The 26,347-nt window shown below is 60.7% G+C and carries 34 protein-coding genes; 8 read left to right on the top strand and 26 right to left on the bottom strand.

The window, feature by feature from the left end; translation table 11 throughout:
• Nucleotides 1-2 precede the first annotated feature (2 nt).
• Nucleotides 3-899 (bottom strand): alpha/beta hydrolase family protein, encoded by an 897-nt coding sequence (locus RC54_RS05455; protein ID WP_231738977.1) that lies wholly within the window; start codon nucleotides 897-899, stop codon nucleotides 3-5.
• Between the two features lie 203 nt (nucleotides 900-1,102).
• Between RC54_RS05455 and RC54_RS05450 the strand changes: the two genes are divergently transcribed.
• Together RC54_RS05450 and RC54_RS05445 are read left to right on the top strand one after the other, a co-directional pair.
• A complete protein-coding gene (locus RC54_RS05450; RefSeq protein ID WP_058894521.1) occupies nucleotides 1,103-1,561 on the top strand; it encodes a hypothetical protein in 459 nt (152 codons plus the stop codon).
• A 55-nt stretch (nucleotides 1,562-1,616) separates the two neighbouring features.
• Nucleotides 1,617-2,003: a DUF423 domain-containing protein gene (locus RC54_RS05445; protein ID WP_061790580.1), complete on the top strand. Its 387-nt coding sequence runs from the start codon at nucleotides 1,617-1,619 to the stop codon at nucleotides 2,001-2,003.
• Nucleotides 2,004-2,075: 72 nt separating this feature from the next.
• Here RC54_RS05445 and RC54_RS05440 read toward each other — a convergent pair whose 3' ends face one another.
• From RC54_RS05440 to RC54_RS05425, 4 genes are read right to left on the bottom strand one after another with little or no spacing between them, the layout of a single operon-like run.
• A complete protein-coding gene (locus RC54_RS05440; protein WP_058894519.1) occupies nucleotides 2,076-2,765 on the bottom strand; it encodes a methyl-accepting chemotaxis protein in 690 nt (229 codons plus the stop codon).
• Nucleotides 2,766-2,814: 49 nt separating this feature from the next.
• Complete coding sequence (locus RC54_RS05435; RefSeq protein WP_058894518.1) at nucleotides 2,815-3,627, bottom strand: ABC transporter ATP-binding protein; 813 nt, start codon at nucleotides 3,625-3,627, stop codon at nucleotides 2,815-2,817.
• Nucleotides 3,628-3,639: 12 nt separating this feature from the next.
• Nucleotides 3,640-4,596 carry a nitrate ABC transporter permease gene (ntrB, locus tag RC54_RS05430; RefSeq protein WP_058897492.1) on the bottom strand — a complete coding sequence of 319 codons (957 nt, stop codon included), beginning with the start codon at nucleotides 4,594-4,596 and terminating at the stop codon, nucleotides 3,640-3,642.
• A gap of 58 nt (nucleotides 4,597-4,654) precedes the next feature.
• Nucleotides 4,655-5,956: a CmpA/NrtA family ABC transporter substrate-binding protein gene (locus tag RC54_RS05425; protein WP_058897491.1), complete on the bottom strand. Its 1,302-nt coding sequence runs from the start codon at nucleotides 5,954-5,956 to the stop codon at nucleotides 4,655-4,657.
• Between the two features lie 523 nt (nucleotides 5,957-6,479).
• On the opposite strand from RC54_RS05425, the gene RC54_RS05420 reads away from it, so the two are divergent.
• Entirely contained in the window at nucleotides 6,480-6,638 is a 159-nt protein-coding gene (locus tag RC54_RS05420; protein WP_017453079.1) for a DUF3309 family protein, read from the top strand.
• Between the two features lie 196 nt (nucleotides 6,639-6,834).
• Nucleotides 6,835-7,167, top strand: a complete 333-nt coding sequence (locus RC54_RS05415) for a hypothetical protein (RefSeq protein ID WP_061790579.1) — start codon at nucleotides 6,835-6,837, stop codon at nucleotides 7,165-7,167.
• Nucleotides 7,168-7,313: 146 nt separating this feature from the next.
• Here RC54_RS05415 and RC54_RS05410 read toward each other — a convergent pair whose 3' ends face one another.
• The 13 genes from RC54_RS05410 to RC54_RS05355 all read right to left on the bottom strand — a co-directional run bounded on the left by RC54_RS05410 (nucleotide 7,314) and on the right by RC54_RS05355 (nucleotide 15,187).
• Nucleotides 7,314-7,529, bottom strand: a complete 216-nt coding sequence (locus RC54_RS05410; RefSeq protein ID WP_058894517.1) for a glycine zipper 2TM domain-containing protein — start codon at nucleotides 7,527-7,529, stop codon at nucleotides 7,314-7,316.
• Nucleotides 7,530-7,621: 92 nt separating this feature from the next.
• Nucleotides 7,622-8,014 (bottom strand): hypothetical protein, encoded by a 393-nt coding sequence (locus tag RC54_RS05405; protein WP_244216445.1) that lies wholly within the window; start codon nucleotides 8,012-8,014, stop codon nucleotides 7,622-7,624.
• A gap of 270 nt (nucleotides 8,015-8,284) precedes the next feature.
• On the bottom strand, nucleotides 8,285-8,455 hold the full coding sequence (locus RC54_RS05400; protein ID WP_058894515.1) for a CsbD family protein: 171 nt from the start codon (nucleotides 8,453-8,455) through the stop codon (nucleotides 8,285-8,287).
• Between the two features lie 271 nt (nucleotides 8,456-8,726).
• On the bottom strand, nucleotides 8,727-10,811 hold the full coding sequence (locus tag RC54_RS05395) for a PAS domain-containing sensor histidine kinase (RefSeq protein WP_061790577.1): 2,085 nt from the start codon (nucleotides 10,809-10,811) through the stop codon (nucleotides 8,727-8,729).
• Between the two features lie 160 nt (nucleotides 10,812-10,971).
• Nucleotides 10,972-11,466, bottom strand: a complete 495-nt coding sequence (locus RC54_RS05390) for a response regulator (protein ID WP_231738971.1) — start codon at nucleotides 11,464-11,466, stop codon at nucleotides 10,972-10,974.
• 80 nt (nucleotides 11,467-11,546) lie between these two features.
• A complete protein-coding gene (locus RC54_RS05385) occupies nucleotides 11,547-12,176 on the bottom strand; it encodes a response regulator (protein ID WP_017453072.1) in 630 nt (209 codons plus the stop codon).
• Nucleotides 12,177-12,503: 327 nt separating this feature from the next.
• Nucleotides 12,504-12,833, bottom strand: a complete 330-nt coding sequence (locus RC54_RS05380) for a BON domain-containing protein (RefSeq protein ID WP_006464714.1) — start codon at nucleotides 12,831-12,833, stop codon at nucleotides 12,504-12,506.
• 101 nt (nucleotides 12,834-12,934) lie between these two features.
• Nucleotides 12,935-13,312, bottom strand: coding sequence for a hypothetical protein (locus RC54_RS05375; RefSeq protein WP_058894512.1), 378 nt, complete (start codon nucleotides 13,310-13,312; stop codon nucleotides 12,935-12,937).
• Between the two features lie 147 nt (nucleotides 13,313-13,459).
• The gene (locus tag RC54_RS05370; RefSeq protein WP_058894511.1) at nucleotides 13,460-13,672 is read right to left on the bottom strand and encodes a CsbD family protein; all 213 of its coding nucleotides are present in this window, start codon (nucleotides 13,670-13,672) and stop codon (nucleotides 13,460-13,462) included.
• A 79-nt stretch (nucleotides 13,673-13,751) separates the two neighbouring features.
• Nucleotides 13,752-14,315, bottom strand: a complete 564-nt coding sequence (locus RC54_RS05365) for a ferritin-like domain-containing protein (protein ID WP_058894510.1) — start codon at nucleotides 14,313-14,315, stop codon at nucleotides 13,752-13,754.
• Nucleotides 14,316-14,338: 23 nt separating this feature from the next.
• The gene (locus tag RC54_RS05360; protein ID WP_044529642.1) at nucleotides 14,339-14,653 is read right to left on the bottom strand and encodes an ElaB/YgaM/YqjD family protein; all 315 of its coding nucleotides are present in this window, start codon (nucleotides 14,651-14,653) and stop codon (nucleotides 14,339-14,341) included.
• 69 nt (nucleotides 14,654-14,722) lie between these two features.
• Entirely contained in the window at nucleotides 14,723-14,911 is a 189-nt protein-coding gene (locus RC54_RS25025; protein WP_156481349.1) for a hypothetical protein, read from the bottom strand.
• Nucleotides 14,912-14,989: 78 nt separating this feature from the next.
• Nucleotides 14,990-15,187: a CsbD family protein gene (locus RC54_RS05355; protein ID WP_017453068.1), complete on the bottom strand. Its 198-nt coding sequence runs from the start codon at nucleotides 15,185-15,187 to the stop codon at nucleotides 14,990-14,992.
• Nucleotides 15,188-15,500: 313 nt separating this feature from the next.
• On the opposite strand from RC54_RS05355, the gene RC54_RS05350 reads away from it, so the two are divergent.
• The gene (locus RC54_RS05350; protein WP_058894509.1) at nucleotides 15,501-15,965 is read left to right on the top strand and encodes a PA2169 family four-helix-bundle protein; all 465 of its coding nucleotides are present in this window, start codon (nucleotides 15,501-15,503) and stop codon (nucleotides 15,963-15,965) included.
• Between the two features lie 150 nt (nucleotides 15,966-16,115).
• Here the strand turns inward: RC54_RS05350 and RC54_RS05345 are convergent, their stop codons facing one another.
• The 6 genes from RC54_RS05345 to RC54_RS05320 all read right to left on the bottom strand — a co-directional run bounded on the left by RC54_RS05345 (nucleotide 16,116) and on the right by RC54_RS05320 (nucleotide 21,966).
• Nucleotides 16,116-16,841 carry an ABC transporter ATP-binding protein gene (locus tag RC54_RS05345; protein WP_017455455.1) on the bottom strand — a complete coding sequence of 242 codons (726 nt, stop codon included), beginning with the start codon at nucleotides 16,839-16,841 and terminating at the stop codon, nucleotides 16,116-16,118.
• A 15-nt stretch (nucleotides 16,842-16,856) separates the two neighbouring features.
• Nucleotides 16,857-17,624, bottom strand: coding sequence for an ABC transporter ATP-binding protein (locus RC54_RS05340; RefSeq protein ID WP_061790744.1), 768 nt, complete (start codon nucleotides 17,622-17,624; stop codon nucleotides 16,857-16,859).
• Between the two features lie 15 nt (nucleotides 17,625-17,639).
• Nucleotides 17,640-18,854, bottom strand: a complete 1,215-nt coding sequence (locus RC54_RS05335; RefSeq protein ID WP_058893898.1) for an ABC transporter permease subunit — start codon at nucleotides 18,852-18,854, stop codon at nucleotides 17,640-17,642.
• 87 nt (nucleotides 18,855-18,941) lie between these two features.
• The gene (locus RC54_RS05330) at nucleotides 18,942-19,871 is read right to left on the bottom strand and encodes a branched-chain amino acid ABC transporter permease (RefSeq protein ID WP_058893897.1); all 930 of its coding nucleotides are present in this window, start codon (nucleotides 19,869-19,871) and stop codon (nucleotides 18,942-18,944) included.
• A 614-nt stretch (nucleotides 19,872-20,485) separates the two neighbouring features.
• A complete protein-coding gene (gene ispH, locus RC54_RS05325) occupies nucleotides 20,486-21,451 on the bottom strand; it encodes a 4-hydroxy-3-methylbut-2-enyl diphosphate reductase (RefSeq protein WP_058894508.1) in 966 nt (321 codons plus the stop codon).
• A gap of 59 nt (nucleotides 21,452-21,510) precedes the next feature.
• Nucleotides 21,511-21,966, bottom strand: a complete 456-nt coding sequence (locus RC54_RS05320) for an FKBP-type peptidyl-prolyl cis-trans isomerase (RefSeq protein ID WP_017454373.1) — start codon at nucleotides 21,964-21,966, stop codon at nucleotides 21,511-21,513.
• A 200-nt stretch (nucleotides 21,967-22,166) separates the two neighbouring features.
• On the opposite strand from RC54_RS05320, the gene radC reads away from it, so the two are divergent.
• From radC to rpmG, 3 genes are all read left to right on the top strand, one after another.
• Nucleotides 22,167-22,853, top strand: a complete 687-nt coding sequence (radC, locus tag RC54_RS05315; protein WP_017454372.1) for a RadC family protein — start codon at nucleotides 22,167-22,169, stop codon at nucleotides 22,851-22,853.
• A gap of 206 nt (nucleotides 22,854-23,059) precedes the next feature.
• On the top strand, nucleotides 23,060-23,296 hold the full coding sequence (gene rpmB / locus RC54_RS05310; protein WP_006463730.1) for a 50S ribosomal protein L28: 237 nt from the start codon (nucleotides 23,060-23,062) through the stop codon (nucleotides 23,294-23,296).
• Between the two features lie 24 nt (nucleotides 23,297-23,320).
• A complete protein-coding gene (gene rpmG, locus RC54_RS05305; RefSeq protein WP_006463731.1) occupies nucleotides 23,321-23,488 on the top strand; it encodes a 50S ribosomal protein L33 in 168 nt (55 codons plus the stop codon).
• 197 nt (nucleotides 23,489-23,685) lie between these two features.
• On the opposite strand, the gene RC54_RS05300 is transcribed toward rpmG, so the two are convergent.
• On the bottom strand, nucleotides 23,686-24,882 hold the full coding sequence (locus tag RC54_RS05300; RefSeq protein WP_058894507.1) for a DesA family fatty acid desaturase: 1,197 nt from the start codon (nucleotides 24,880-24,882) through the stop codon (nucleotides 23,686-23,688).
• An 82-nt stretch (nucleotides 24,883-24,964) separates the two neighbouring features.
• Nucleotides 24,965-26,323, bottom strand: a complete 1,359-nt coding sequence (locus tag RC54_RS05295; RefSeq protein ID WP_058894506.1) for a mechanosensitive ion channel family protein — start codon at nucleotides 26,321-26,323, stop codon at nucleotides 24,965-24,967.
• Between the last annotated feature and the right edge of the window lie 24 nt (nucleotides 26,324-26,347).

Genomic DNA, 26,347 nt, shown 5'->3' with positions numbered 1-26,347 from the left:
CCTTAGCGCGGCGAAACAAACCCCAGCTTGTCAAGGAACTCGCCGACGATGGGTTCCCAGATCTCGGTGCCGGCCGCAAAGAGCGTATGACCATTCTTGGCGAAGGGCGGCAACAGACGATATTGGGCCGTGCCTCCGGCCTTGACGAAAGCGTCATACCAGGCCTTGCTATGGGTCGGGCTGAAGTACAGATCGTTCTCGGTGTAGATCCACAGCATGGGTGCCTTGGCCTGCTGGCCGAACTGGGCATACATCTGTTCCAGGCGCTCCGGGGCGCAGGGATTGCCGGGACGCTTTTCCGGGTCGCCACCCGAGCCACCGGCAAAATTGATCGCCCCCACCAGGCCCGCAGGATTGCGTGCGGTGGTGGCCACGGTCAGGTAACCGCCGACCGATTGGCCCACCAGCAGGACACGCTTGGCATCGACGTAGGGCTGCTGCCTGGCATAGTCCAGCACGGCCAGGATTTCCGTGCTGCCGGCCGTGGCCATGGGGGCGTAATCCTTGCTGCTGCAACTACCGCTGTCTTCAGGATCGAACTGCGTCATGGCGGCGCCATAGCCGATACGGGTCGGCTCGAACACCGCAAAGCCGCGCTCGACGAAATAACGCACCTGCTTGGTGTAACGAAAACGCGGTGGCTCGCTGCGATTGGTAGGGCTGCGACCATGACTGAGAATGAGCACCGGGAACGGCCCCGGCCCGGCCGGCTTGAATTGCGTGATGACGACCTTGGCGCTTTCTTGCTTGCCGTACATATCCTTGACGGTGACGTCGATGGAACTGACGGATTCATTGATATCCGTGGCCAGTGACTGGGCCAGCACGGCAGAAGCGGGCAAGCACAGCGCCAGCACCAGCGACAGACCGGTGCGCAAGGAGGGAAGTGAGAATCGCATGAGATGAATGATGTTGGAAACGATGATGGTCAACGTCGGGACCAACACGCTACCGCCATTGTCGAGCTTGAAGCAAGCAATTTGCCGCCCGGCATGGCGGCCATGCGACAGCTTCACCGGAGCAGGCGCTGCGATCCGATATACTGCTGCCTTTACCCTGCCTTCATCAGGCGCCGGTCGCCCATGCCGGCCCCGTATCGACCATGTCCGAGCAAGCCCCCGAACCGATCTTCCCCCATGATGCCGTAGCCGGCGCCGAGACCATCCCTGCTCCACGTGCCTGGATCGTGCTGCAGAACGTGCAGGAAGTGGAAACCTGGATCGACACCTACAACCGCGAACTGCAAGCCGTGGTATTCCGCCACAAGATGAACACCGTCAACGCCGGCCAGGGCATCTGCTTCACGCTGGAACTGGGCGGCCAGATCTACCTGCACACCACGCCGGAAGGCCAGATCCTGCTGGACGTGAGCGAAGAAGCCGCGTGGGCGGCCCCAGTCATCAGCGCCGCTGCCAACGTGGCCGCGCCCGCAGGGAGCGTGTGGGTGCTGCCGCCCGATACGCTCACGCAATTGATCCTGGGGCTGTCGGGATTGATCGCCACTTCGCAGTTCGTGCTACGCCACGAATACCGGCTGGGCAAGTCGCAGCGCGCGTATTGAAGTCATCACCGCCCCCACGACCGCCTCTGCCTGTCTCCCATCCTGGAGTGACCCCATGAAAGAACGCACCCTGATCGCCGCCGGCGCCCTGAACATGTTCATGGCCGTAGGCTGCGGCGCCTTCGGCGCCCATGGTCTGAAGAAGATGATTTCCGAAGAGATGCTGGCCATCTGGCACACCGCCGTGACCTACCAGGTCATGCACGCGCTGGGCATGATCGCCATCGCCCTGCTGATGCCGCGCATGAACGGCGCCGCCCTGCGCTGGGCCGGCGCGCTCATGCTGGCGGGCATTGTCATCTTCAGTGGCAGCCTGTACCTGCTGGCGCTGACTGGCACCCGTATCCTGGGCGCGATCACGCCGTTGGGAGGCGTGGCCTTCCTGGCGGCCTGGCTGCTGGTGGCCTGGGCGGCGCTGCAAAACCGACCAGCCGCTCTATAGCAGCATTAAGCCCGCTTAAACGCTGGCTCAACCCGCCTTAAAGCACCATTAACGGCCGGGCAAGACGCTGGCTCAAGCCGCCGCACCACTCAAGGCTTCCTTGACCAACTCATCGATTTCACCGGTGATGTTGGACAACACCCCGGCCACTACCGAAAATTCCTTGCCGGCCTGCCCCGAGCGGGCCGCCACGATGCGCGCATTGAAGGCCACCAGCTTGGCCTGCCGGGCGATGGTCTCGATATCGGTCATGATGCCGCGCAACTGCTGGCGCATCAGACGCGCGTGCTTCTTAGATTGCGCTTCGTAGACCGCCGTGATCTCGTTCAACACCGCCAGCAAGGGTGTGGTTTCCTGCACCAACTGCTCCAGCAGGGCAGGGGCGGCCTTGAGCTTGTCTTCGATGGCGTTGAGCGTGCGTTGCGCCAGATCGGCAAAGGCAGTAATGCGGGCATCCCCACGCGCACGGCCGTAATACACCTCTTCCAGTTCGGCGCAGAAGACGCCGGGCAGATCACCGGAGCGCCTGACCAAGGCCGCATGGGCCTGGACGAACAAGGACAAGGCCTCGCGTGCCGTGGTGCTGGCCCCCTGCTGCCCTTGCGCGGCCAGCACGGCATAGAGCACCATGCGCTGCGAAGTGAAACGGCGACGCCCGGACAGATTGATCAAGGCGCCGAAGACCTCGCCGGAAAGCGGGACAGTCGGCTCCTCTGCCTCCTTGGGTGCAGGGACGGTGTCGGTCACGGCCAAGCTGGACATGGGATTTCCTTCCAACGATGAAACGATAAAGCGCTCTGACGCAAGAAACTCAGGCCGCCTCGCGCGCCGGATGAGCCTGCTTGCGGTAGAGGAATTCCAGCACCGTGGTGCGGTACTGGCCATACTGCGCATCCTGGGCCAGCATCACACGATCACGCGGGCGCGCCAGGTTCACCTCCAGCACTTCGCCGATGGTGGCCGCCGGGCCATTGGTCATCATCACGATGCGATCCGACAGCAGCACCGCTTCGTCCACGTCGTGGGTCACCATCACGACCGTGGATTCGGTCTTGGCCACGATCTTGAGCAACTCATCCTGCAGGTGGGCGCGGGTGAGCGCATCGAGTGCGCCAAAGGGTTCATCCATCAGCAAGACCTTGGGTTCCATGGCCAGCGCACGGGCGATGCCTACGCGTTGCTTCATGCCGCCCGAGATTTCATTGGGTCGCTTGTTCTCGGCCGCGGTCAGGCCCACCAGCGCCAGTGCAGCGCGGGTGCGGTCACGCAACTGGGTGCGATTTTCGCTGGCACCAAAGACTCGCTCCACCCCGAGATAGATGTTTTCGTAGCAGGTCAGCCAAGGCAAGAGCGAATGGTTCTGGAACACCACCGCCCGCTCCGGTGCCGGGCCGCCGATCTCGCGATTGGCGCACAAGAGCACGCCCTCGCTAGGCTGCAGCAAGCCCGCGATCAGGTTCAGCAAGGTCGACTTGCCGCAGCCGGAGTGGCCGATGAGGGTGACGAACTGGCCCTTGGCCACCGTCAGGTTGATCTCGCGCAGCGCGTGGAAGGCGCCCTTCTTGGTGTGGAACACCATCTCCACGCCGTGGATGTCGATGAATTTGCCGTTGAGGTTGTCCATGATCTGCGCCCCTTAGTGATTGACCTGCTCGTAGGTAAAGGCCTTGGCCAGCGCCACCAGCAATTGCTCCAGGATCAGGCCGACCACCCCGATGACGACGATGGCGATGATGATGTGCGGCACGTTCAGGTTGTTCCATTCATCCCAGACCCAGAAGCCGATCCCGACGCCACCGGTCAGCATCTCGGCGGCCACGATCACCAGCCAGGCAGTGCCGATGGACAGCCGCACACCGGTCAGCATGTAGGGCAGCACCGAGGGAAAGAGGATCTTGGTCAACACCTTCCATTCCGACAGATTCAACACCCGCGCCACGTTCATGTAATCCTGCGGCACGCGCTGCACACCCACGGCAGTGTTGATGATCATCGGCCAGATCGAGCAGATGAAGATGGACCAGATCGCCGCCGGATTGGCCGACTTGAATACCAACAGGCCAATAGGCAACCAGGCCAGCGGCGAGACCGGGCGCAACAAACTGATGATGGGGCCGAACATGCGCGCCAGGAATTCCACCCGGCCAATCGCAAAGCCCAGCGGAATGCCCACCAGCGCGGCCAGTCCAAAGCCCAGGCCGACCCGCTGCAGCGATGCCAGCACGTTCCAGCCTATGCCCTGGTCATTGGGACTGTTGCGATAGAAGGGATCGGAAAACATCACGCCCGCTTCCTTCAGGGTCACCCATGGCGTGGGGAAGCTGGCGGTCTTCAAGGCGATGATCTGCCATACCAGCACCAGCAGCGCCACACCCAGCAGTGGCGGCACCACGCGCATGAAGAGCCCGCCCGCGATGATCTTCTTGCGCAGGCTGCGTGGCTTCACGCTACCGGCAGCGCTGGCCGCAGGCACCACTTGCGCTTCGTTGGCGGCGGCTGCACGCAGCGGCTCGCTGGCCGCAGTCACGCCTGCGTGGCTGTTGCCGGCGGGCTTGGCGTTGTCACCCATGATGCTTTCTGCGACTGCACTCATCATCTTCCCCTTGCTCTATCACTTCACCTTGATGGACACGGCGCCTGGCCGTACTCGCTTACACCTTGATCTTGAACGACTGCGCATAGGCCGCCGGATTCTTGCCATCCCAGACCGTGCCATCCATCAGCTTGGAACTGCGCATGACGTCCTTGGGCAGCGGTGTCTTGGTCATGGCGGCGGCGTCCTTGTAGAGGTCGATCTGGTTGACCGACTTGGCCACGGCCAGATAATCCGGGTCGCTCTTCAACAAGCCCCAGCGGCGATGCTGGGTCATGAACCACATGCCATCGGAGAGGAACGGGAAGTTGACCTGGCCCTCTTCATAGAACTTCATATAGTTGGGATCGTCCCAGGTCTTGCCCAGGCCGTTCTGATAGCGCCCGAGGATGCGCTGGTCGATCACGTCCTTGCTGGTGTTCACATAGGACTTGTCGGCGATCACCTCGGCCATCTTGTTCTTGTTCACCAGCGAGGCATCGATCCACTTGCTGGCGTCGAGGATGGCCGCCATCATGGCGCGGCAGGTGTTGGGATATTTCTGCACGAATTCGCGCGAGGTACCGAGCACCTTCTCGGGGTGGTCCTTCCAGATGTCCTGGGTGGTGATGGCGGTAATGCCCACGCCATCGACAATGGCGCGATGGCCCCAGGGTTCGCCCACGCAGAAACCATCCATGTTGCCCACCCGCATATTGGCCACCATCTGCGGCGGCGGCACAGTGATGACCTTGGCATCCTTCATCGGATGGATGCCGTTGGCGGCCAGCCAGTAATACAGCCACATGGCGTGGGTGCCGGTGGGGAAGGTCTGGGCGAAGGTGTATTCGCGCTTGTCGCTTTGCATCAGCTTGTAGAGCGAGGCGCCATCGACAGCGCCCTTGTCGGCCAGCTTCTTGGACAGGGTGATGGCCTGGCCATTGTGGTTCAGGCCCATCAGCACGGCCATGTCCTTCTTCTGTCCGCCGATGCCCAGTTGCACGCCATAGATCAGACCGTAGAGCACGTGGGCCGCATCCAGTTCGCCATTGGTGAGCTTGTCGCGCACGCCGGCCCAGGAGGCTTCCTTGCTGGGGACGATCTTGATGCCGTACTTCTTGTCAAAGCCCAGCACCGAAGCCATCACCACCGAGGCGCAATCGGTCAGGGGGATGAAGCCGATCTTCACTTCTTCCTTTTCCGGCTTGTCCGAGCCGGCCGCCCACGCGCCGCCCGTGGCCAGGCCCATCATGCCGGCCCCGGTGGCCAGCGCCGCACCTTGCAGTAGCTGGCGACGCTTGCCGTCCACCGTCGCCGCTGCATTGATCTGTTCGCCTTGCGCGAGCCCGCCCACCTTGTCCGCCTGACCCTTGGATTTCATAGCACCCTTCCCCTTGCGTTGCAAATTGACGAAAGCCACAAACGACAAAAGGCGCATTCCGCCATGGGAGACCCATCACGGAAGACGCCTTTGTCCTGGACGGCGCGACCGCCATTGGTCACACCTTCACTTCACATCTGTTGCGCACTGTTGCGCTATGCCCTCCATTCAGCAAAGAGCGTGCCAGAAGCGGTGCATCCATCGCGAAGGCGCGCCGGCTCTGGCCCATCGCAGCCAACAGGAAGTCGGCAGCACGCCAACGCCAGGCCCTCGGCGCGACCTGAACGAGCGCTCATCGCACTGCCTTTGTGCTCTGCACCAAGTTGGCAGGGATTTGTCAGCTGGCACGCGAGCGCCTACCCCGACGTGCAGGATTTTCCTACAGCACATTGCGAGGGGCGCTGATCGCAGGGCCGGGCGGGCCGCACCTATGATGACCCCAGCATCAAATGAATGATTCGAACGCCCCGGCCTTGGCTCTTCTGGCGGGCAAGAACGACTTCAATAAGAAAGGAGAACCTCCATGACCCTCGGTACCATCCTGCTCATCGTCCTGATCCTGATCCTGCTGGGCGTGATCCCCGCCTGGCCGCACAGCCGCAACTGGGGCTACGGTCCCAGCGGTATCGCCGGCACCATCGTCATCATCCTGCTGATCCTGCTCTTGCTAGGCAAGATATAAGGGGGCCGGCGGCCCCCGCTGCCTGGACATCCCCTTCCCTCCCCAAGCCTGATACCATCGCGTGGCGGAGGGCAACACGGCGCGCACGGTGCCTTGCCACCGTTCGCGCCGTCTGCTTTGCGGCTACCTCCCGGCAACGAGGAGCCAGCCCACACAGGCGGCTGGCATCCCCGTAATCGTGATGAGGCCCACCCTGATGAACAATAAATTGCTCGCATCCTCCCTGCTGGGCGCCCTGGCGGCGCTGGCGCTGCATGTCGGTACGGTTCACGCCGCCGACCAAAAGCTGGTCAACGGCGACCCGGCGCGCTGGTACCAGGCCGACGACAGCCCCAAGGCGCGCCTGCGCAATCTCAACCAGGAAACCGCAGCCGCCTACGGCCAAGCCCTGCAAGACTGCAAGGCGCTGCGCGGCAAAGAGGCGCGCGCCTGCCGCCAGCAAGCCGGTGCCGCCCGCAAGGACGATGCGGCTCGCGCCCAACGCATCTACCAGGATTACAAGGCCGCCGCCGCCAAGTCGGGCAGTTGAACCCAGGTCCGCGCTGGCAAGGCCATCATGAAAAAAGCGCCGGGCGATGTGACTCGCCCGGCGCTTTTTTGCTCTGTTCCTTGATATCTGATGTCAGAGGTTTGACCTCTGACACGCCTGGCACCCAAGGTGCCAAGCCCGCGGGATCACTTGCCGACCTGGTTACCGATCACGCCCCCCACGGCGGCGCCACCCACGGTACCGAGGCCGCTGCCCCCGGTGAGTACGGCACCACCGACCGCACCGACACCGGCGCCGATGGCGGTGTTCTTGTCGCGCTGGGACATGTTGCTGCAACCGGTCAGGGTGGCAAAGGCACAGATGGCCACGGTACTGACGGCCAGTTTTTGCAGGGTATTCATGATGACTCCTTCCTCATGGTTGGATTCGGGGGAAGATTTTCAGGCGAACCCGCCGTCGCCCCCATGCGGGGCGATCTGGATCTGAATCTGGATCAGGTCGAGGGCCGCATGATCACGCGCGGGGCGGGCGCCGGCGCATCCTGGCGATACAACGGGGTCTGCGGGCCAGCCTTGGCCGGGTCGCGTAGGGTGTCACGGGCCGGGCGATCCACACCGCCGCCATAGACCAGCACCGCATTGCGCAACGACTTGGAGCGCTTGGCCTGGGCCATGTCCATGTAACGGAATTTCTGTTGGGCCAGCTTGTGCGGGCGGGTCGTCTCCAATGGCATGTGACGATCCATCGCCGACATCGACCAGCGCGCGGCGCTGTCGGGGGCGGCAGAAGTGTGGGCATTGCTCGCCGCAGTGGAGGCAGCGAAGGCAGCGGGAGCAGCCAACGAGGCCGCGATGGTCAACATGCAGATACCGACTGTTTTTTTCATGGTGTTCCCTTTCCGGGGTCCCTTCTTGACGGTGAGCAAACATTTCATGCGGGATCGGAGAACTCTTTGGCGTTTTCCCGATCTACCGCCATCACGAAGTCATGGTCGCGGAAATTGCCATAGAACAAAATCAGCCTCTTCCGATATCTGACGTAGGAGATTTCCTACACGGATGAGCTGGCTGCCCGGCTCATGCTCCCTTTTGCTCTTGAAATGACGACCAGCAGCAGCAGCCCGTGCTCCAGCCTTGCGCCTTGCGGCGCTCAGTGCTCAGTCCTTGGCCGCTTCCTTGGCATCGCCATAGGTCTTCTGGACGTTGCCTTGCACCTGCTTGGCCGCGCCCTTGACCTGCTGCGTCGTGTTGCCGGTCAGTTCGCCCGTCTTCTGCTGCACCTTGCCTGCGACTTCCTTCAAGCTGCCTTTGATCTGGTCCTGGTTCATGATGGCTCCTTGGTTGTTAAGCAGAGGGTTGGCGCCGCCCTGGGCCCGCCCGCTGGGCGGTGAGCGACGATGAATCCATGGTAACGATGAGCCTGGCGGGCCCCTATCAGAGAGCCGTCCTTTGCGCCGTAGGAAAAAGCGAAAAACCGTGCCGGAAAAATGCCTGTATGAACAATTTCACAAGAAAAACGCCAACAAAAATGCCGAAAGCCGCCAGGGAGGCGGCTTTCTGATTTGGCAGATGGCTTGTTACAAGTGCAATAAGTGAAGTTTATTGCTCTCCAGCCGCAGGCTCCTCGGTACTGTCGCGGCTGCGCCGGCCAGCGCTGTGGTCCTGGCCATTCAAGGGCAGGCTGATGCTGATGAGCGCGCCCTTGCCGGGGGTCGAGCGGATATCGACTTCGCCGCCGAAGAAGGTGGCGCGTTCGCGCAGGCCGCGCAGGCCGCGCAGGCCATAGGTCTTGTGGTTGTCGCGCCGCTCTTCGGGGATGCCCACGCCATCGTCGCGCACGGTCAGGGCCACATGGTCTTCATCGACATCCAGGATCACGTCGACCTTGCTGGCCTTGGCGTGCTTGGTCACGTTGTTGAGCATTTCCTGCAACATGCGGTAGATGGCGATTTCCATCTCATGGCCTACCTCCACGTCTTCATCGGGCAGGCTGGCGCGGCAGATGATGCCGGTGCGCTCATGCAATTCATCGAGCTGTTCCGAGATCGCCGCCTTCAGTCCGAACAGGTCCAGGGTATTGGGCCGCAGCTCGGTCTGGATGCGCCGGGTAGTGGCCACCAGCGACTTCATCAAGCCCTGCATCCGGGTCTTGCGGTCGGCCCATTTATCGTCGGCCGGCAGGATCTGGTAGACCCCTTCCAGGTGCATCGACAAGGCCGTCAGCGAGGCGCCCATGTTGTCGTGCAGCTCGCGGGCGATCGCCCGTTTTTCTTCCTCGCGCACCGTCTCCAGGTGGTTGGTCAGTTCGCGCAGCAGTGCGGTACGCTGGACCACGGTCTTTTCCAGCTGGCTCTCGCGCTGGCGCAGTTCATCCTCGGCCTGCTTGCGTTCGGTGATATCGGTGCTGATGCCGATCACCCCCTGCACGCTGCCATCCTTGCCGAACCAGGGCACCTTGGCGGTCTGGAAGGTCACCACGCCCTCCGGCAGGTGCAGCGTCTGCTCCAGCTTCTCGGGCTTGCCCGAGGCCATCACGCGGCGGTCGTCGCGGTCGACGGCCTCGGCCTCTTCAGGCAGCAGGAACAGCTCGCGGCTGGAGCGGTACATGGTCTCTTCCCAGGTCTTGCCCAGCTTGTGCAGGGTGGCCGGGTTGGCGAAGATCATCAAGCCCTGGCGATTCTTCACGAAGATCGGGTCGCTAGTGCTTTCGCTGACCGCGTTCAAGAGCGCGCTGGTCTCGGCCAGCTTCTGGGCATTGCGGGTGCGCTCGCCGTATTCGCTGTCGAGCCGGCTGGCCGAGCCCCAGAAGATGAAGAGCACGATCACGCCATTGATCAGGGTCAGCGTCGGCAGCACCAGTTCAGGCAGGATCCAGCCGTGGCTCATGCCCCAGTTCAGCAACAGGCTGAAGGCCAGCAGCAGGAACAGCGTCTGCGGCAGCAGGTGGCGCAGCATCTGGCCACCGGGTGCGATGCGCAGGATCACCGCCATGAGCGGATGGCCAGGCCGCGCCATCAACAGTGCCGCCCCCAGCAGCGCCAGCACCAGCGAGGACAGCAAAGACACCGGCAAGAGGAATTGCAGATAGATGAACTGACTTACGTCATACAGGTAACCCACCAGCGGAATGGCCGACAGGGCCATGAGCGTGAAGGCCAGGTATTCGGCCGGATAATAGCCACCCAGCAGACGCCAGTCATGCAGCAGGAGGCTGCCAGCCATCAGCACGAAGCCCAGTGACAGCAAGGGTGAGATGGCCAGCGGCGAGATCGGATGGGTGCTATCCAGCGGCAACCAGCCCAGTGCGTACATCAAAGCGTGCACCAGCGAGCCCAGACCCAGCAGCAGCAACAACAAGGCCAAGCCCAGCCTGACCCGACGCAGCGCCGGCGGCCGCGTTGGCGAATGCATACAGCTCAGATAGAGCGCCAGCGCGCCCAGGATGAAACCAGCTGCCGACAAGGGGCGCAGCGCCAGCAGGCCCGAGAGCAGCCGGCGGTATTCCTCGCCCAGCAAACTGGTCAACAAGACCACGAGGCCCAGCAGTATCACCGCCATGGACAAGCCCATGGCCAAGGTCACCATGCTGCTGTCATGCGCATGGGAGGCCGCAAAATACTCGACCGAAGCACTGTTCTGGATATCGGCGGATGACGGACGCAAGCCGTCATTGTTTTTCTTCATCGTCGCAAATCCCTTGCTCTTGTGCGACCCGTGCGGCACCTGGCCCTGCCGGCAAGGTACTCGCCATGATCGGTTCTGATTGTCTGCTCACATCAAGGTCGCGCCGAACTGCCCTGGCGACTGATGCCTGACCGCCCATCTCATGCCGCCGGAAAACGTCTCAAATGCCCCCGGCCTGGGCCGGTCCTTGCGGTGAATTGTTGCTCGACGATGTGCGTCCGGACTTGCCCGCCTTCTGCCCTGCCAATTCTTCCAGCAGATCGCACAGCAGCGGCAGTTCGGAAGACTTGTCGAAGAAGTGCTGCACCCCGCACTGCACGCCCACGCGCCGATAGGTCGCGCTGACATGGTTGCTGAAGACCACCTTGACCTCGCTCTGACGCCGCGTATTGGAACGCGCCAGCGACTGCAGCAGGCTCATGCCATTGCCCTGCTTCAACTGGATGTCCAGGATCAGTACGTCGTAGCTGTGCAACTGCAGATGGCGCAAGGCCTCCCGTTCGCTTTCGGCATGGCCCACCAGATGCACCCCGGCGATTTCCGCCAGGCTCTCCACGATCAGGTCCCGCACGTCCTCCGAATCCTCCACCAGGAAGATCTGCAAGGGCGTCCCGTCGCTGTCGCGCTGGGGCCTGCTGTTGAGAATGTCATCCATGATGCGCCGTACCACTCTTCCTTGCCCGGCGCCGCCCGGTCCTGCTGGCTCGGCACCTAGTCCGCCCGGAACGCCAGGCCTCAATCGATCAGGTTGTTCTTGATCGCGTAATAAATGATGTCCGCATTGTTGGTCATGCTCATCTTCTGCAGCACGCGCGAACGATAGGTACTCACCGTCTTGACCGACAGGCACAGTTCATCGGCGATTTGCGTCACGCCCTGACCCTGGCCCAGCTTGTAGAAGATTTCATACTCGCGCTGCGAGAGCGTTTCATGCAGCGGCTTTTCCGAATCCACCGGTTCGCTGGTGAGCAACTCGGCCACGCCATAGCTGATGTACTTGTGCCCGCGCAGGATGGTGTTGATGGCATTGACCAGTTCGGTGGCCAGCGCTTCCTTCTGCACATAACCGGAAGCGCCGCTGCGCAGCACCTGCACCGCATAGCGGCTCTCGGGGTGCATCGACAGCATCAGCACCGGCAACTCCGGTTTTTCACGCTTGATCTGCTTCAATACTTCCACGCCACTCTTGTCGGGCATGGCGATATCGAGCAAGACGATATCCCAGTCCTGGGTACGTACCAGGCGGATGGCTTCTTCGGCCGTACTGGCTTCACCGCCGATTTCCATCGACGGGATTTCCGAAATGAAGTGCTGCACACCTGCCCGCACGACCGCATGGTCATCGACTACAAGTATTTTTGTCATGGCATTTTTGAGCGGTGAATTGAAACTCCAGCGCCGTGGGCGCTGCTTGGTACGGTTTTGTCGTTGTACTCTGGTTGTGGATGCTGCATGGCTTTTCTTCCCTGCTACCGACATCTGCGCATGTCGGTAGCCCTGCATGGTGCTGTCCTGACAGGCCGGTGGCCTGCCCCTGCACGGCGGCAACGGCCTCCAACTATACCTGACACACCCTGCCCTGTCTTCTTGCAAAATGCACCGACGAACCGATGCACTTTGCAAGAAGCCCATTAAAAGCGGCAAAGCGCGGACCGGTCAAGAGACCGGTCACGCGCCCACAAGTTCCCGCCTTTATTGCTTCAGGCGCAGGTCATTACGTACCGAGACCACGCCCTTGACACCACGCGCCAGTTCGGTGGCACGGGCGGCCGAGGTCGAGCTGGAGACGAAGCCGGAGAGCTGGACCACGCCCTTGTAGGTTTCGACGTTGATCTCGGAAGACTTCAGGTTGGGTTCGTTGAAGATGGCGGCCTTCACCTTGGTAGTGATGACGGCGTCATCGACGTATTCACCGGTGCCTTCCTTGCCCGGGCTGGAAGCGCAGCCCACCAGGGAAACCATGAACAGGGCCAGGAAGAAACCGAGGAAACGCTTGGTCAGGGACATTTTGGTGAGGGACATATTGAACTCCTTGTCGTATTGAATCGTATTGAATTAAGCAATGAGGCGATGAAGCGATGAGATAGTCATGCGGCACGAGGCAGCATGACCCGCCATTACTTTTACTTGCCGTACTTGGACTTGGCGTTGGCCACGCACTTGTCCTTGGCCTCGCCGCTCATGGCATCACACTTTTCCTTGGCGACGTCATAGTTGGCGTCGTTCTTATCCTTTTGCGCATCCTTGTCGGCTTCCACGCCCTTGCGCTTGGCCTTGGCATCGGCGATGGCCGATTCATGGTCAGCCTTGGCCTGCTTCTCGCAGACATCCTTGTCGTTGCCCTTCATGGGGCTACATTTCTTCTTGGCCGCCTTGTAGTCGGCATCAGCCTTGGACTTGTCGGCCTTGTACTGAGTAGCGGCCGGATCAGCGGCCAGCGCTGCGCCCTGCATACCGATGGCGGCAGCGCCGAAGATCATGGTTGCGATGATTTTTTTCATTGTGTCCTTCCTCATGGTTTCTTGGATGACGTGACGACCTCGGGCCGTCTTCTTATGCAGGCCGCAAACTGCCGCGGCCTGCGTGCTGCGCACTCACACACTCACCTACTCCGAATGCGCTGCGGATTGCCGCCGAGCCGTCAATGCTTACTGACGCCAATCCTTGTTGCGATCCTCCCAGTCACGAATCTGCTTTTCGGCTTCGTCCTTGCTCACGCCATAGGCTTCCTGCACGCGGCCGGCCAGTTGATCGCGCTTGCCGGCGATGACGTCGAGATCGTCGTCAGTGAGCTTGCCCCACTGTTCCTTGGCCTTGCCCTTGAATTGCTTCCAGTTGCCTTCCACGATGTCCCAGTTCATGTCACTCTCCTTGTGCTAGTTGAGGGGGAAGATGGATTCTTGCTGCATGTTTGCTGATGGCGATCAGACTCACTGAAACTTACAGCCCCAGCAGATCGCTCATGTCATCGGCGTGTTCTTCTTCCTGCGCCATGATCTGGATGAGCAGGTGCTTGGTAGTCGGATCGTCATCGCCGATGCGTTCGATCATCTGGCGATAGGCTTCGATGGCGACCCGCTCCTCGACCAGGTTGGCGCGGATCATGTCCTTGATGTCGTTCGATTCGTCGTACTGCGCATGGCTGCGCTCGGCGATGGTCTGGGGATTGAAGTCCGGCTCGCCATTGAGTTGCACGATGCGCTCGGCGATCTGGTCGGCATGACTTTGTTCTTCCTGCGCGTGCTGCAGGAACTCGCCCTTGATAGCCTCGATCTCCAGGCCCTTGGCGGTGTAGTAGTGGCGCTTGTAGCGCATCACGCACAGCAGTTCGGTGGCCAGGGCATCATTCAACATGGCCACCACTTCTTCGCGGTTGCCGCGATAGCCTTCGGTGACGGCACCGTCATCGATCTTGCTGGCCGCAGCGCGAATGGCTTCTTTGTCGAGGTGGAAGCCGGGCTTCTTGCTCTGCTCGGTCTGGGGCGGATTCTTGGTCATGGTCATTCCTTTTCTCCGGTGTCTTGACTTCAGGAGCGGTCCGCGCAGCGGCCCACGGCCAGGCCGACCAGCAGGCCGATCCCGGTGCCGATGACCACTGCGCGCCACGGGTTCGAATGGACGTAGTCGTCGGTGCTGGTGACGATCTGGCGACTGGTATCGACCACTGCGGCTTGCGCATCCTGGGCGGTATTGAGAGCCTGTTCCAACAGCGCCTGGGCACCGGCGCGCAGCTCATCGGCTTTGGCGCCGGTCGCGGTGGCGGCTTCGGCGAACATGTCCTGGGCTTGCTGCAACAGCGATTGCACGTCGCTGCGGACGGTCTTGAACTTGGTGGTTTGCATGGCTACCCTCCTTCAGTGGATTGCTTGCGGGTTTCGGGGGAGACCTCATCACGGTGAGGCCGATCGCATTCACGCCAGGAGCTGCAGCACGATCAGCATCAACAGCGGCACACCCAGAAGCCATCCGAGCACGAGCTTGTCCATGATCTCCTCCTCCGTTGTTCTTGGTCTGCCGGACGCGATCTCCGGCGTCTCGTTGCTGCTTGCTTGCGCATCCTGCACAGAGCTCTTTCCTCTTGCTTGGCCAGTCAGGTGCAAGATACCGACGCCTTGTTGCGCTTTGTATCGGCGCCAGCCCGATTGCCATGTAGGACAAAGGGCCAGCGCCGTCAGCGCTTACGCCGATCCTGCCCGTTGCCGCAGCGAACGCTTGATGAGGTCTTGCGCCTCGCCCACGGCGTGCAGGATGCGGCCATCCATCTGGCGGCGCTGGGCAGCACGTTGCAGTTGCACATTGCCCAGCATCGCACCGACACCCTGCTCAAACTTGCCCAGGGCCAACTGCAACTGGCCGGTGATCGTCTTCTTGTTCATGGTGCCTCTCCTCGTGGTCAAGGTGGATCAATCAAGATGGACTGCAGCATGGAAAAAATGATAGCGATGCCCTATTGCAGGGCTCCATAGGACGGCGGCCGATTGTCTTGTAGGACAACGCGCAAAGGCTTGTCGGTATTGGGTTTTGGCAAATGTTGCTTATCCCGGCAGCGCTCCCGAGCGCGGCTGTTTCCTACATGCGCTTGCGTGGCCGTCCGATGGCCCGGGCAGTGTGGTCCTCCTAGGATGACACCGTGCCATCCAGGGCCGGCCTGCCGGCCCTCCACCCGAGTGCAGAAGAAAGGAGCGCAACATGACCAACGACCACCTGATTTCCACCCTCAACGATTTGATCCAGATTTCCATCGATGGCGAAAAAGGTTTTCGCGCCTGTGCCGAGGATGCCCAGGAACGCTACATCCCCTACAAGGAAACCTTCATGACCCGCGCCACCGAGTGTGCCCAGACGGTGCTGGACCTGCAGAACCTGGTGCAGCGCCTGGGAGGAGAGCCGGCCAACCACAGCACACTGGGCGGCACCCTGCATCGCCAGTGGGTCAACCTCAAGAGCGCCATCACCGGACGGGATGACGAAAGCATCCTGGAAGAATGCGAACGCGGCGAGGATGCCGCCGTCAATGCCTACCGCAAGGCCTTGAGCGAAGACTTGCCCAGCGATATCCGCCTGCTCATCGAGCGCCAGTACCAGGGCGTACTGGCCAACCATGACAAGGTGCGCAGCCTGCGCAATGAGGTGCGAGCGCGCAAGTCGGCATGAAGGAAGGATGCTTCATCTCGCTGAAGAGGTAAAACAGATGTAAAAAAAGCGCAGCCTCGGCTGCGCTTCTCATGGGCGATCTGAGCAAATGATTTATATCATTTACCTTTTTCTTCACAAGACCCTCAAACCACCCTCATCCATCACCCATCAACCCTCACCCAGATAAGCCGCCTTGACCCGCGGATCATCCAGCATCTGCTTGGCCTGGCCATTCATGGTGATGAGACCGGACTCCATCACGTAACCGCGATGCGCTGCCTCCAGCGCCAGCTTGGCGTTCTGTTCCACCAGCAGGATGGTGATGCCCTGCGCCGACACATTGCGGATCACTTCAAAGATCTTCTCCACCATGATCGGCGACAGACCCATCGAAGGCTCATCCAGCAACAGCAGCTTGGGATGGCTCATCAGCGCACGCGCCATGGCCAGCATCTGCTGCTCGCCACCCGACAAGGTACCGGCCATCTGCGCAGCACGTTCCTTCAGCCGCGGGAAGACCTCGAACCAGCGGTCGATGTCGGCCGCGATCTGACCCTTGTCATTGCTGGTGTAGGCGCCCATCAGCAGGTTTTCGTGGATGCTCATGCGGGTGAAGACGCCACGGCCTTCCGGCACCATCGCCAGCTTGTCCTTGACCAGCTCGAAGGACTTCTTGCCCTTCAAGGGATGGCCCAGGTAGTAGATGTGGCCATCGACTTTACTGCTGGGCAGCGTCCCGGTGATGGCTTTCAAGGTGGTGGTCTTGCCGGCGCCGTTGGCGCCGATCAAGGTCACCAGTTCGCCTTCGTTGACTTCCAGCGCAATGCCCTTGACGGCCTGGATGCCGCCATAGGCCACGCTCAGTTGTTCGACTTTGAGGATGTTGGTTGTCATGTTCTGTGGTCTCGCTTAATGTCCGGCGCCCAGGTAGGCTTCAATCACGGCCGGGTTCTTCTGCACATCGGCCGGTACGCCTTCGGCAATGGGCTTGCCGTAGTCCAGCACGGTGATGCGATTGCACAGGCCCATCATCAGCTTCACATCGTGTTCGATCAAGAGGATGGTTTTACCTTCGGCTTGGATCTTCACCAGCAGTTCGCGCAGGGCCAATTTTTCGGTAGCGTTCATGCCGGCAGCCGGTTCGTCCAGCGCCAGCAGTTGCGGTTCAGTGGCCAGGGCGCGGGCGATTTCCAGGCGCCGCTGGTCGCCATACGAGAGATGGCGCGCAGTACGCTTGGCGAACTGGCCGATGCCCACGAAATCCAGCAACTGCTGCGACTTGGCGCGGATCGCCGCTTCTTCATCGCGGGCCGCCTTGTGGCGGAACACCGCACCGAAGACGTTCTGCTTGGTGCGCACGTGGCAACCCACCATCACGTTCTCCAGCACGGTCATTTCACCGAAGAGGCGAATGTTCTGGAAGGTGCGGGCAATGCCGGCCTTGGCCACTTCGTGCGGGGCGCTCGGGGAATAGGGCTTGCCGGCCAGTTCGAAAGTGCCGGTGTCCGGTTGATACAGGCCTGTGATGACGTTGAAGAAGGTGGTCTTGCCGGCGCCGTTGGGGCCGATCAGGCCATAGATCTGGCCGCGCTCGATGGTGATGCCCACGCCGTTCAAGGCTTGCAGGCCGCCGAAACGCTTGCTGACGTCACGGATCTTGAGCAGTGTCTGACTCATCTTTTGTTCTCCTGCTTAGGCTTTGACTTCGCCGGTGGTACCGACTTTGGTATGGTCCACTTCGGGACGGTCTTCATGGCGCGGCGAGGGCCACAGGCCGGCCGGGCGGGTCAGCATGATGACCACCATGGCCAGGCCGTAGAGCAGCTGGCGCAGCACTTCGGCATCGATCCACACACGGCCGAAGATGGCCATCTGCAGCGGTTCCACCACGTGGCGCAGCACTTCCGGCAGCGCGGCCAGGATCACGCCACCCAGCACCACGCCAGGGATGTGACCGATACCGCCCAGCACCACCATGGCCAGCACGGCGATGGATTCGGTCAGGGAGAAGGATTCCGGCGAGACGAAGCCCTGGAAGGCGCCGAACATGGCGCCGGCCACGCCACCGAAGGACGCGCCCATGGCAAAGGCCAGCAACTTGACGTTGCGGGTGTTGATGCCCATCGCCTTGGCGGCGATCTCATCTTCACGGATGGCCACCCAGGCGCGACCCAGGCGCGAGTCCTGCAGGCGCGTGGAGAAGAAGATCACGAAGATGCACAGCACCAGGAACAGGTAGTAGTAGGCATTGACCGAGGGCAGGCTCATACCCAACACCTTGACCATCGAACCGGAACCCGGTTCGCCCGCCAGCGACACGCCAAAGACGCGAATCGGGTCGATCAGGTTGATACCCTGCGGGCCGTTGGTGATGTTGACTGGCGCGTTCAGATTGTTCATGAAGATACGGATGATCTCGCCGAAGCCCAGCGTCACGATGGCCAGGTAGTCACCCCGCAGCTTCAGGGTCGGCGCACCCAGGAGCGCACCGAAGATCGCTGCCAGCACGCCCGAGATCGGCACGATCAACCACAGCGAGAGGTGGATACCGTTCTGCACGATCTGCGGACCACACAACCACACCAGGAAATTGCCGATGGAGGGATAGGTGTTGATGAAGGACTCGATCACCGCGGCGAACTGCGGCGAGGCCAGCAAGCCGGCGGTATAGGCACCGATGGCGTAGAAGGCGATATAGCCCAGGTCCAGCAGGCCGGCAAAACCCACCACCACGTTCAGGCCCAGGGCCAGCATGATGTAGAGCAGCGCCATATCCATGATGCGCACCCAGGAATTGCCGAACTGCTGGGCGACGATGGGGAAGACGATCATCAGCGCCAACAGCGCCAGCAGGCTCAGTTGTGCCTGCCGGGGATTGCGCTTCATATCGAAGGTCATGAGAGCCATAGTGTTCTCTTCCGATTTTCCAAGTTCTTGATTTCTAAGTTTCTAAGTTTCTGTCTCTAAGTTTTTAAGGTTTACACGCTTAAAAACTTAGGCACGATCCGCCACACGCTCACCCATGATCCCGGACGGGCGCAGGGTCAGCACGATGATGAGCACCACGAAGGCGAAGATGTCCTGGTAGTTGCTACCCAGGAAGTTGCCGGTCAGGTCACCGATGTAACCAGCACCGAGGCTTTCGATCAGGCCCAGCAGGATGCCGCCCAGCATGGCGCCATAGATATTGCCGATACCGCCCAGCACCGCCGCCGAGAAGGCCTTCAGGCCCGGCACGAAGCCCATGGCGAATTGCGCGGTGGAATAGTTGGCGGCCCACATCACGCCGGCAATCGCTGCCAGCGCGGCGCCGATGGCGAAGGTGACGATGATGACGCGGTTGGCATCCACGCCCATCAGGCCCGCAATGCGCGGGTTCTCGGCGGTGGCACGCATGGCGCGGCCCATCTTGGTTTTTTCCACGATCAGCACCAGGCCGATCATCGCGGCCAGGGCCAGGATCAGCAGCATGATCTGGGTCGGCGAAATGAGGGCGCCGGCGATATGCACCGGATCAGACGGCATGACCTGCGGGAACGGCAGCGGGCTGCGGCCCCAGATCATCATGGCGAAGGTCTGCAACAGGATCGACACGCCGATAGCGGTGATCAGCGGTGCCAGGCGCGGCGCATTGCGCAGCGGGCGATAGGCGATGCGCTCGATCAGCAAGCTCACCACGATACACACCGGAATGGCGCCGACGATGGCAATGACCAGCTGCACGATGCCTGGCAGGTGCGGCGCCACCTGTTGCACCACTTTGAGGAGCGACAGGCCCACCATGGCCCCCACCATCAGGATGTCGCCGTGGGCAAAGTTGATCAGGTTCAGCACCCCGTACACCATGGTGTAGCCCAGGGCGATCAGTGCGTACATGCTGCCTAGCACCAATCCGTTGATGATCTGCTGGATGAAAATGTCCATGAATAACTCTTCGATCTGAATGAAAACAAGAAAAACACGTGGGTCTGCACCAAAGCGGACACCGCGCGAAAGCATGTCGATTAGCAAAATCCGTTCCCGACCGTCGGGAGCGCGTTATCACTCTGCATAACAGTCTTCATAAAAGAGCGATCACACTCTTCGCGCAAAAGGCTTGCGGGTCTGGAGAAGGAGGAAGGAATCAGCCACTGTCGCCGCCGGGGCGGCTCTGGCAAGGGATGGGACACCAGCGGGGCTGGTGCCCGGGAGGTCTTCGCCGGATGGACCGGCGCACGCCGGTACGCAGAAGGACTTGCATGGATAGGTCTCCCGTCTCTGATGACGCCGCGTTGACGACGCCCTGCCCTCTTTGGCGAGGGCTAGCGCTCGGCCGCCTTTTGGGCGGTCCGTCGATAATGGTGCGGAATTATACGCAGAAGATTCCTACAATCGGGCACAAACAGTCGCCTGTTACAGAAGAAAGTGCGGTAAGACCAATGAATTGCACCTTCTTGTTAAGAAAGGTCAAGAAAACGAAAAAGGCCTGCATTCAGCAAGCCTTTTTGCGCAAATGACGGGGCCAAGTTCAAATGAGCCGCCCTGATGTCCTCATTTCTTCATACGGTTTCCGCCGCCGGACGGGAACCCAAGCCCTTGGGCAGGGGGAAAGTGACGTTTTCTTCAATGCCATCCAACACCCGCACGCTGCGCGCGCCGATTTCCTTGATGCGGTCGATCACCGCCTGCACCAGCACCTCCGGGGCCGAGGCGCCGGCAGTGACGCCGATGCGCTGGCGGCCGACGATCCATTGCGGGTCGATCAGGGTGGCATTGTCGACCATGAAGGCCGGCACGCCCTTCTTTTCGGCCAGTTCGCGCAGACGGTTGGAGTTGGAGCTGTTGGGGCTGCCCACCACGATCACCACCTCCACCTGCGGGGCCATGAATTTCACGGCTTCCTGGCGGTTGGTGGTGGCGTAGCAGATGTCGCCCTTCTTGGGTTCGGCAATGGCGGGGAAACGCGCGCGCAGGGCGGCGATGATGTCGGCCGTGTCATCCACCGACAGCGTGGTCTGGGAGACATAGGCCAGCAGCGCAGGATCGGCCACCTGCAGGCGCGCCACGTCCTCGACCGTCTCCACCAGATGCATCCCGGCTTCGGTCTGGCCCATGGTGCCTTCCACTTCGGGATGGCCGGCATGGCCGATCATGATGATTTCGCGGCCTTCGCGCCGCATCTTGGCCACTTCCATATGCACCTTGGTGACCAGCGGGCAGGTGGCGTCGAACACGGTCAAGCCACGCTCTGCGGCTTCGGCCTGGATCGCCTTGGAGACGCCGTGGGCCGAGAAGATGACCGTGTTGCCGGCCGGCACGTCGGCCAGTTCTTCGATGAACACCGCACCCTTGGCGCGCAGGTCGTTGACCACGTAGGCGTTGTGCACGATTTCATGGCGCACGTAGATGGGCGCGCCGAATTGCGCCAGGGCGCGCTCGACGATTTCGATGGCGCGGTCCACGCCCGCACAGAAACCACGGGGCTGGGCCAGCAGGATTTCAGATTCGGCTTTATCCATGGTCATGGTAATTCCCTTGATTCTTCAACACTCTTCCAGGACGGTCTCGACAAATGTCGAGACGTTTACAGGATTCCTATGATTTTCACTTCGAACTTCAAGGTTTGGCCGGCCAGCGGATGATTGAAGTCGAAAATTGCGCCATCATCATCGATCGCACGCAGGATGCCAGCAAAGCGACCACCACCGGGGGCGGCGAAATCGACCAGGTCACCGATGCGGTATTGCTCATCCATGGCCGAGTTTTCGTCCAGGGTGGCGCGCGAGATGCGCTGGATCAGTTCATCGCTGCGTTCGCCAAAGGCCTGCTCCGGTGCCAGCTCGAAGGTCTGGTGCGTGCCTTCGGGCAGGCCCAGCAGGCAGGCTTCCAGGAACGGGGCCAACTGGCCCTGGCCGAACTGCAGCGTGGCCGGGTTTTCGTTGAAGGTGCTGACGATGTCTTCCCCTTCCTGTGAAGCCAGGCGGTAATGCAGCGTTAGGTAGGCGTTTTCGGTGACGACGGGGACAGTTGGGCTGGACATGACAGGCAATTCTAAGGTGCAAGGAACCCGCTATTGTAAGCCACGTTGGGCCGGCGCGCCGTGGCCGGCTGCTTCGATGACGGCTGGCAAGGGCGGCTTGTGCACTGTCATTGCGGCAGCGCAAGTGGGCGGCGGACTGCCTTGTGCGTCTTTTTCTGCAGGATCAACAGGAATCTCTCGATGACAAGGAGTGCAACATCATGACCATGACCACCACATTGACCCACTGGCCCAAGGATCAGCGACCACGCGAGCGCTTGCTGCAGTTCGGGCCGGCTGCGCTGTCGGATGCGGAACTGCTGGCGATCTTTCTGCGGGTGGGGATTCCCGGCAAGAACGTGATGGAGGTCTCGCATAGCCTGCTCAAACGCTTCGGCTCGCTGGAAATGCTGTTCGACGCCGCCCACAACAAGACCGACCTGGGCGACGGCTTGGGCCCGGCCAAGTGCAGCCAGTTGCGTGCCGCGCTGGAACTGTCGCGGCGCGTGATCCATGAGCAGTTGAAGACGCATTCGGTACTCAACTCCACCCGAGCCGTGGGAGATTATCTGAAGCTGCTGTTCAAGGGCCGCGAACATGAATGTTTCGTCGCCCTCTTCATGAACGTGCGCAACCAGTTGATCGGCACGGAAGAATTGTTCCGCGGCACGCTCAATCATTCAGCGGTCTACCCGCGCGAAGTGGTCAAGGCGGCGCTGCGCCACAATGCTGCCTCGGTGATCCTGGCCCACAACCACCCTTCCGGCGACCCCGAGCCCAGCGATCAGGACCTGGACATGACCGAGGCGCTGGAAGATGCCCTGGATCTGGTGGATGTGGAATTGCTGGACCATTTCGTGGTGGCTGGAACACGCCTTTATTCCTTCGCCGACCACGGCAAGCTCTGAGCCCGGCCCCGGCATATCGGCCGCAAACCCGCATGGAACAAGGCTTTTCCGTCAATCGAAGAGGCTTGCAAACGGAAGGCTTTCACAATTGTTAAATCACTATTTCGGACCAAGACACAATTGTTTTTCGCAAGTCATTGAAATATCTAAGTTTTTTCCCTATACTCTCGTTTTTCCCAAATTCGGAAATTTTTAAGGAGTCTCACATGGCACGTGTCTGCCAAGTCACCGGGAAGGGGCCGATGGTCGGCAACAACGTTTCCCATGCAAACAACAAGACCAAGCGTCGTTTTCTGCCCAACCTGCAGAACCGCCGCATTTTCGTCGAATCCGAGAACCGCTGGGTTTCGCTGCGTTTGTCCAACGCCGGCCTGCGCGTGATCGACAAGATCGGCATTGATGCCGTTCTGGCCGATCTGCGTGCTCGTGGCGAAAAAGTCTAATTAGCAGAGTAAAGGAAATCTATCATGGCGAAATCCGGCCGCGACAAAATCAAACTGGAGTCGACCGCAGGTACTGGTCACTTCTACACCACCACCAAGAACAAGCGTACTACGCCCGAAAAGATCAGCATCATGAAGTTCGATCCCAAGGCACGTAAGCACGTCGAATACAAGGAAACCAAGATCAAGTAATTGATCCCGGTATCCCGATGAAGAACCCGCAGAGTACTCTGCGGGTTTTTTATTGCCCGTGTTTCCGGGGGACACGGTAGTGATGGTGGAAGAAATCTTCACCATCCCGTTGAAGCCCCCAAAGAAAAATCCCCACAGATCGCTCTGCGGGGATTTTTTATTCATCTCCCGGTTTTTACCGGGTCAGCCAGCCAGGATCAGGCGTAGCTGCGCAGGCGCAAGGCGAAGTCGCGCAGGGCCTTCACGCCGGACGCCTCGGCGCGGGTGCACCAGTCCTGCAGTTGCTGCAGCAGTTGCTCGCGGGTGGAGTGCGAACGCTCCCAGATGGCGCTCAGTTCGATGCGCATCTCGTGCATAGTCTGCAGCGCCTTGCTGTGGGCGAACAGTTCCGAGAGTTGCTGCTTCTGGCCATCTTCCAGGCGGCCCGGCTCACGCTGCAGCAGCTTCTTGGACGACTTCAGGAAGCGCGATTCCAGCTTGGCCTTTTCGATCAGGTGATCCAGTTCATCCTTCCAGGCGCTCTTCAGGGAACGGGCGTACTTGGCGGTCACGTCATAGCGGTTGGCGATGACCGACTGCAGGGTGTCGAAGTCGATGACGGCCTTCTGGCGGTCGAACTTGGGCACCGGCAAGACCTTCTTGACCTTGGCCAAGCCAAAGGTTTCGAGGATGCGGATATACATCCAGCCGATGTCGAATTCATACCACTTGGCCGAGAACTTGGCCGAGGTGCCGAAGGTGTGGTGGTTGTTGTGCATCTCTTCGCCACCGATCAGGATACCGATCGGGAACAGGTTGGTCGATGCATCCACGCAGTCATAGTTGCGGTAGCCCCAGAAGTGGCCCAGGCCATTGACCACGCCAGCGGCCCAGAACGGGATCCACGCCATCTGCACGGCCCACACGGTCAGGCCGATAGCGCCGAAGAGCAGCACGTCGATGATCAGCATGATGCCCACGCCCTGCCAGCCGTACTTGCTGTAGATGTTGTGTTCGAGCCAGTCGTCGGGGGTGCCGTGACCGAACTTTTCCATGGTCTCGGCATTCCTGGATTCGGAACGGTACAGCTCGGCGCCCTGCCACATCACCTTCTGGATGCCGCGGGTCTGCGGGCTGTGCGGGTCTTCTTCGGTCTCGCACTTGGCGTGGTGCTTACGGTGGATGGCGGCCCATTCCTTGGTCACCATGCCGGTGGTCATCCACAGCCACAGACGGAAGAAGTGGCTGGGGATCGCGTGCAGTTCGAGCGCGCGATGCGCCTGGCAACGATGCAGGTAGAGAGTCACGCCCACGATGGTGATGTGAGTCATCACCAGGGTGTAAATGACAATCTGCCAACCGGACGCGTGCAGCAGGCCGTTGGCAACAAAGTCGAGGATCGCATCAAGGGTCATCAGTACAACTCCAAATAGAAAACAACTATCGGACTACAAAACAGGATTATTACTTGTTCCGTGAAAATGGTTTTATTTTCTTTTAATTGCCGGGCATTGTACGCGAATTCTGCGTCCCTGGGCCATCAGGATTTTCCTGGGCGGTACTTTGCCGGAAGCTGCGCTCATCCATGATGCGAATGTCGCGCTTGGGATGGGCGACCTGGACGCCATGGCGTTTGAAGGCAGCCCAGATGGCACGATTGACTTCTGACAAGACATTCAAGCGTCCGTTTTCCGGGTCGGTGATCCAGAACCCCAGTTCCAGCTCCAGTCCATCGGCGCCGATCTTGATCAGCAAGGCTTGCGGCGCGGTCTGCTGGGAGACCCGCTGTACCCCAAGTGCGGCCTGTTCCATGATGGACAAGACCGTTTCCACATCGTCCTGGTACAGAATTGTAAGCTGTGTGGACAAACGTACAATGCGATGGGTCAAGGAATAGTTTTGTACCGGATTGGAGACAAATAGTTCATTTGGCAATACGGTTTCAATGCCGTCCAATCCTTCCAGGATGGTGTAGCGGGTATTGATCTGGGTGACCTTGCCAAAGAATTTATCCACGGCAACCATGTCACCGATGACCATGCTGCGCTCCAGCAGGATCACGAAGCCGGAGACATAGCTGCTGGCGATCTTCTGCAAGCCCAGACCGATACCCACGCCCAGCGCGCCGCCGAAGACCGACAGCACGGTCAGGTCGATGCCCACCAGCGACAGGCTGACCAGGAAGGCGATCAAGATCAGCAAGGCCCGCATCATGCGCGCCACCACGGTGCGCAGCGAGGAATGCATCCCGCTGAACTTCATGAGCCGGTTTTCCAGCACCGTCCCTATCCACAGGGCAATGATGAGCGTGACCAGCACCGAGGCCGCGCCTTGCAACATGGTCAACAGCGATACCTTGTGGCGCGCCAGCGGCAAGGTGGTGCTGTCGAGGTAATCGACGAAGTCCGGCCACAGGCCGGTGATCCACAGCACCACGCACAGCCAGACCAACAGCGCGATGAGCTTTTCCGACAGGTGCAGCAGCGCCCCCACGGTGGCGTCCTTGACGAAGATACCGCGCAGCACGTAGAACACGAAGCGCATCGCCACCTGGGCAATAACCAGGGGAAACATGATTTCCCAGAGCGTGACGGCATGGTGGCCGCGCTTCAAGATGGTATAGGCCGCCGTCAGCAGACCCAGCGCCAGCAACGGCGAGAGCACGCGGGCAAAGCTCTTGACGCCAATCTGCATCACCAGCGACTGTTCCTCGCCATCGGCCGGCAGCACAAACCGCGCCCGCAGCCAGCGCGACAGGGCGATACCGCCCAACAGCGAGAGCGCAATCACCACCAGCTGGCGCAGCAGGTCAACGGTACTGATATCGGTGAAGAGGGAAAAAAAATGATCAGTCATGACTGGCCGGTATGAAGGGTCAGA

Origin of the sequence: Herbaspirillum rubrisubalbicans, assembly GCF_003719195.1 — a bacterium.
Taxonomy (GTDB): domain Bacteria; phylum Pseudomonadota; class Gammaproteobacteria; order Burkholderiales; family Burkholderiaceae_D; genus Herbaspirillum; species Herbaspirillum rubrisubalbicans.
This window is presented reverse-complemented; position numbering and strand designations above follow the sequence as displayed.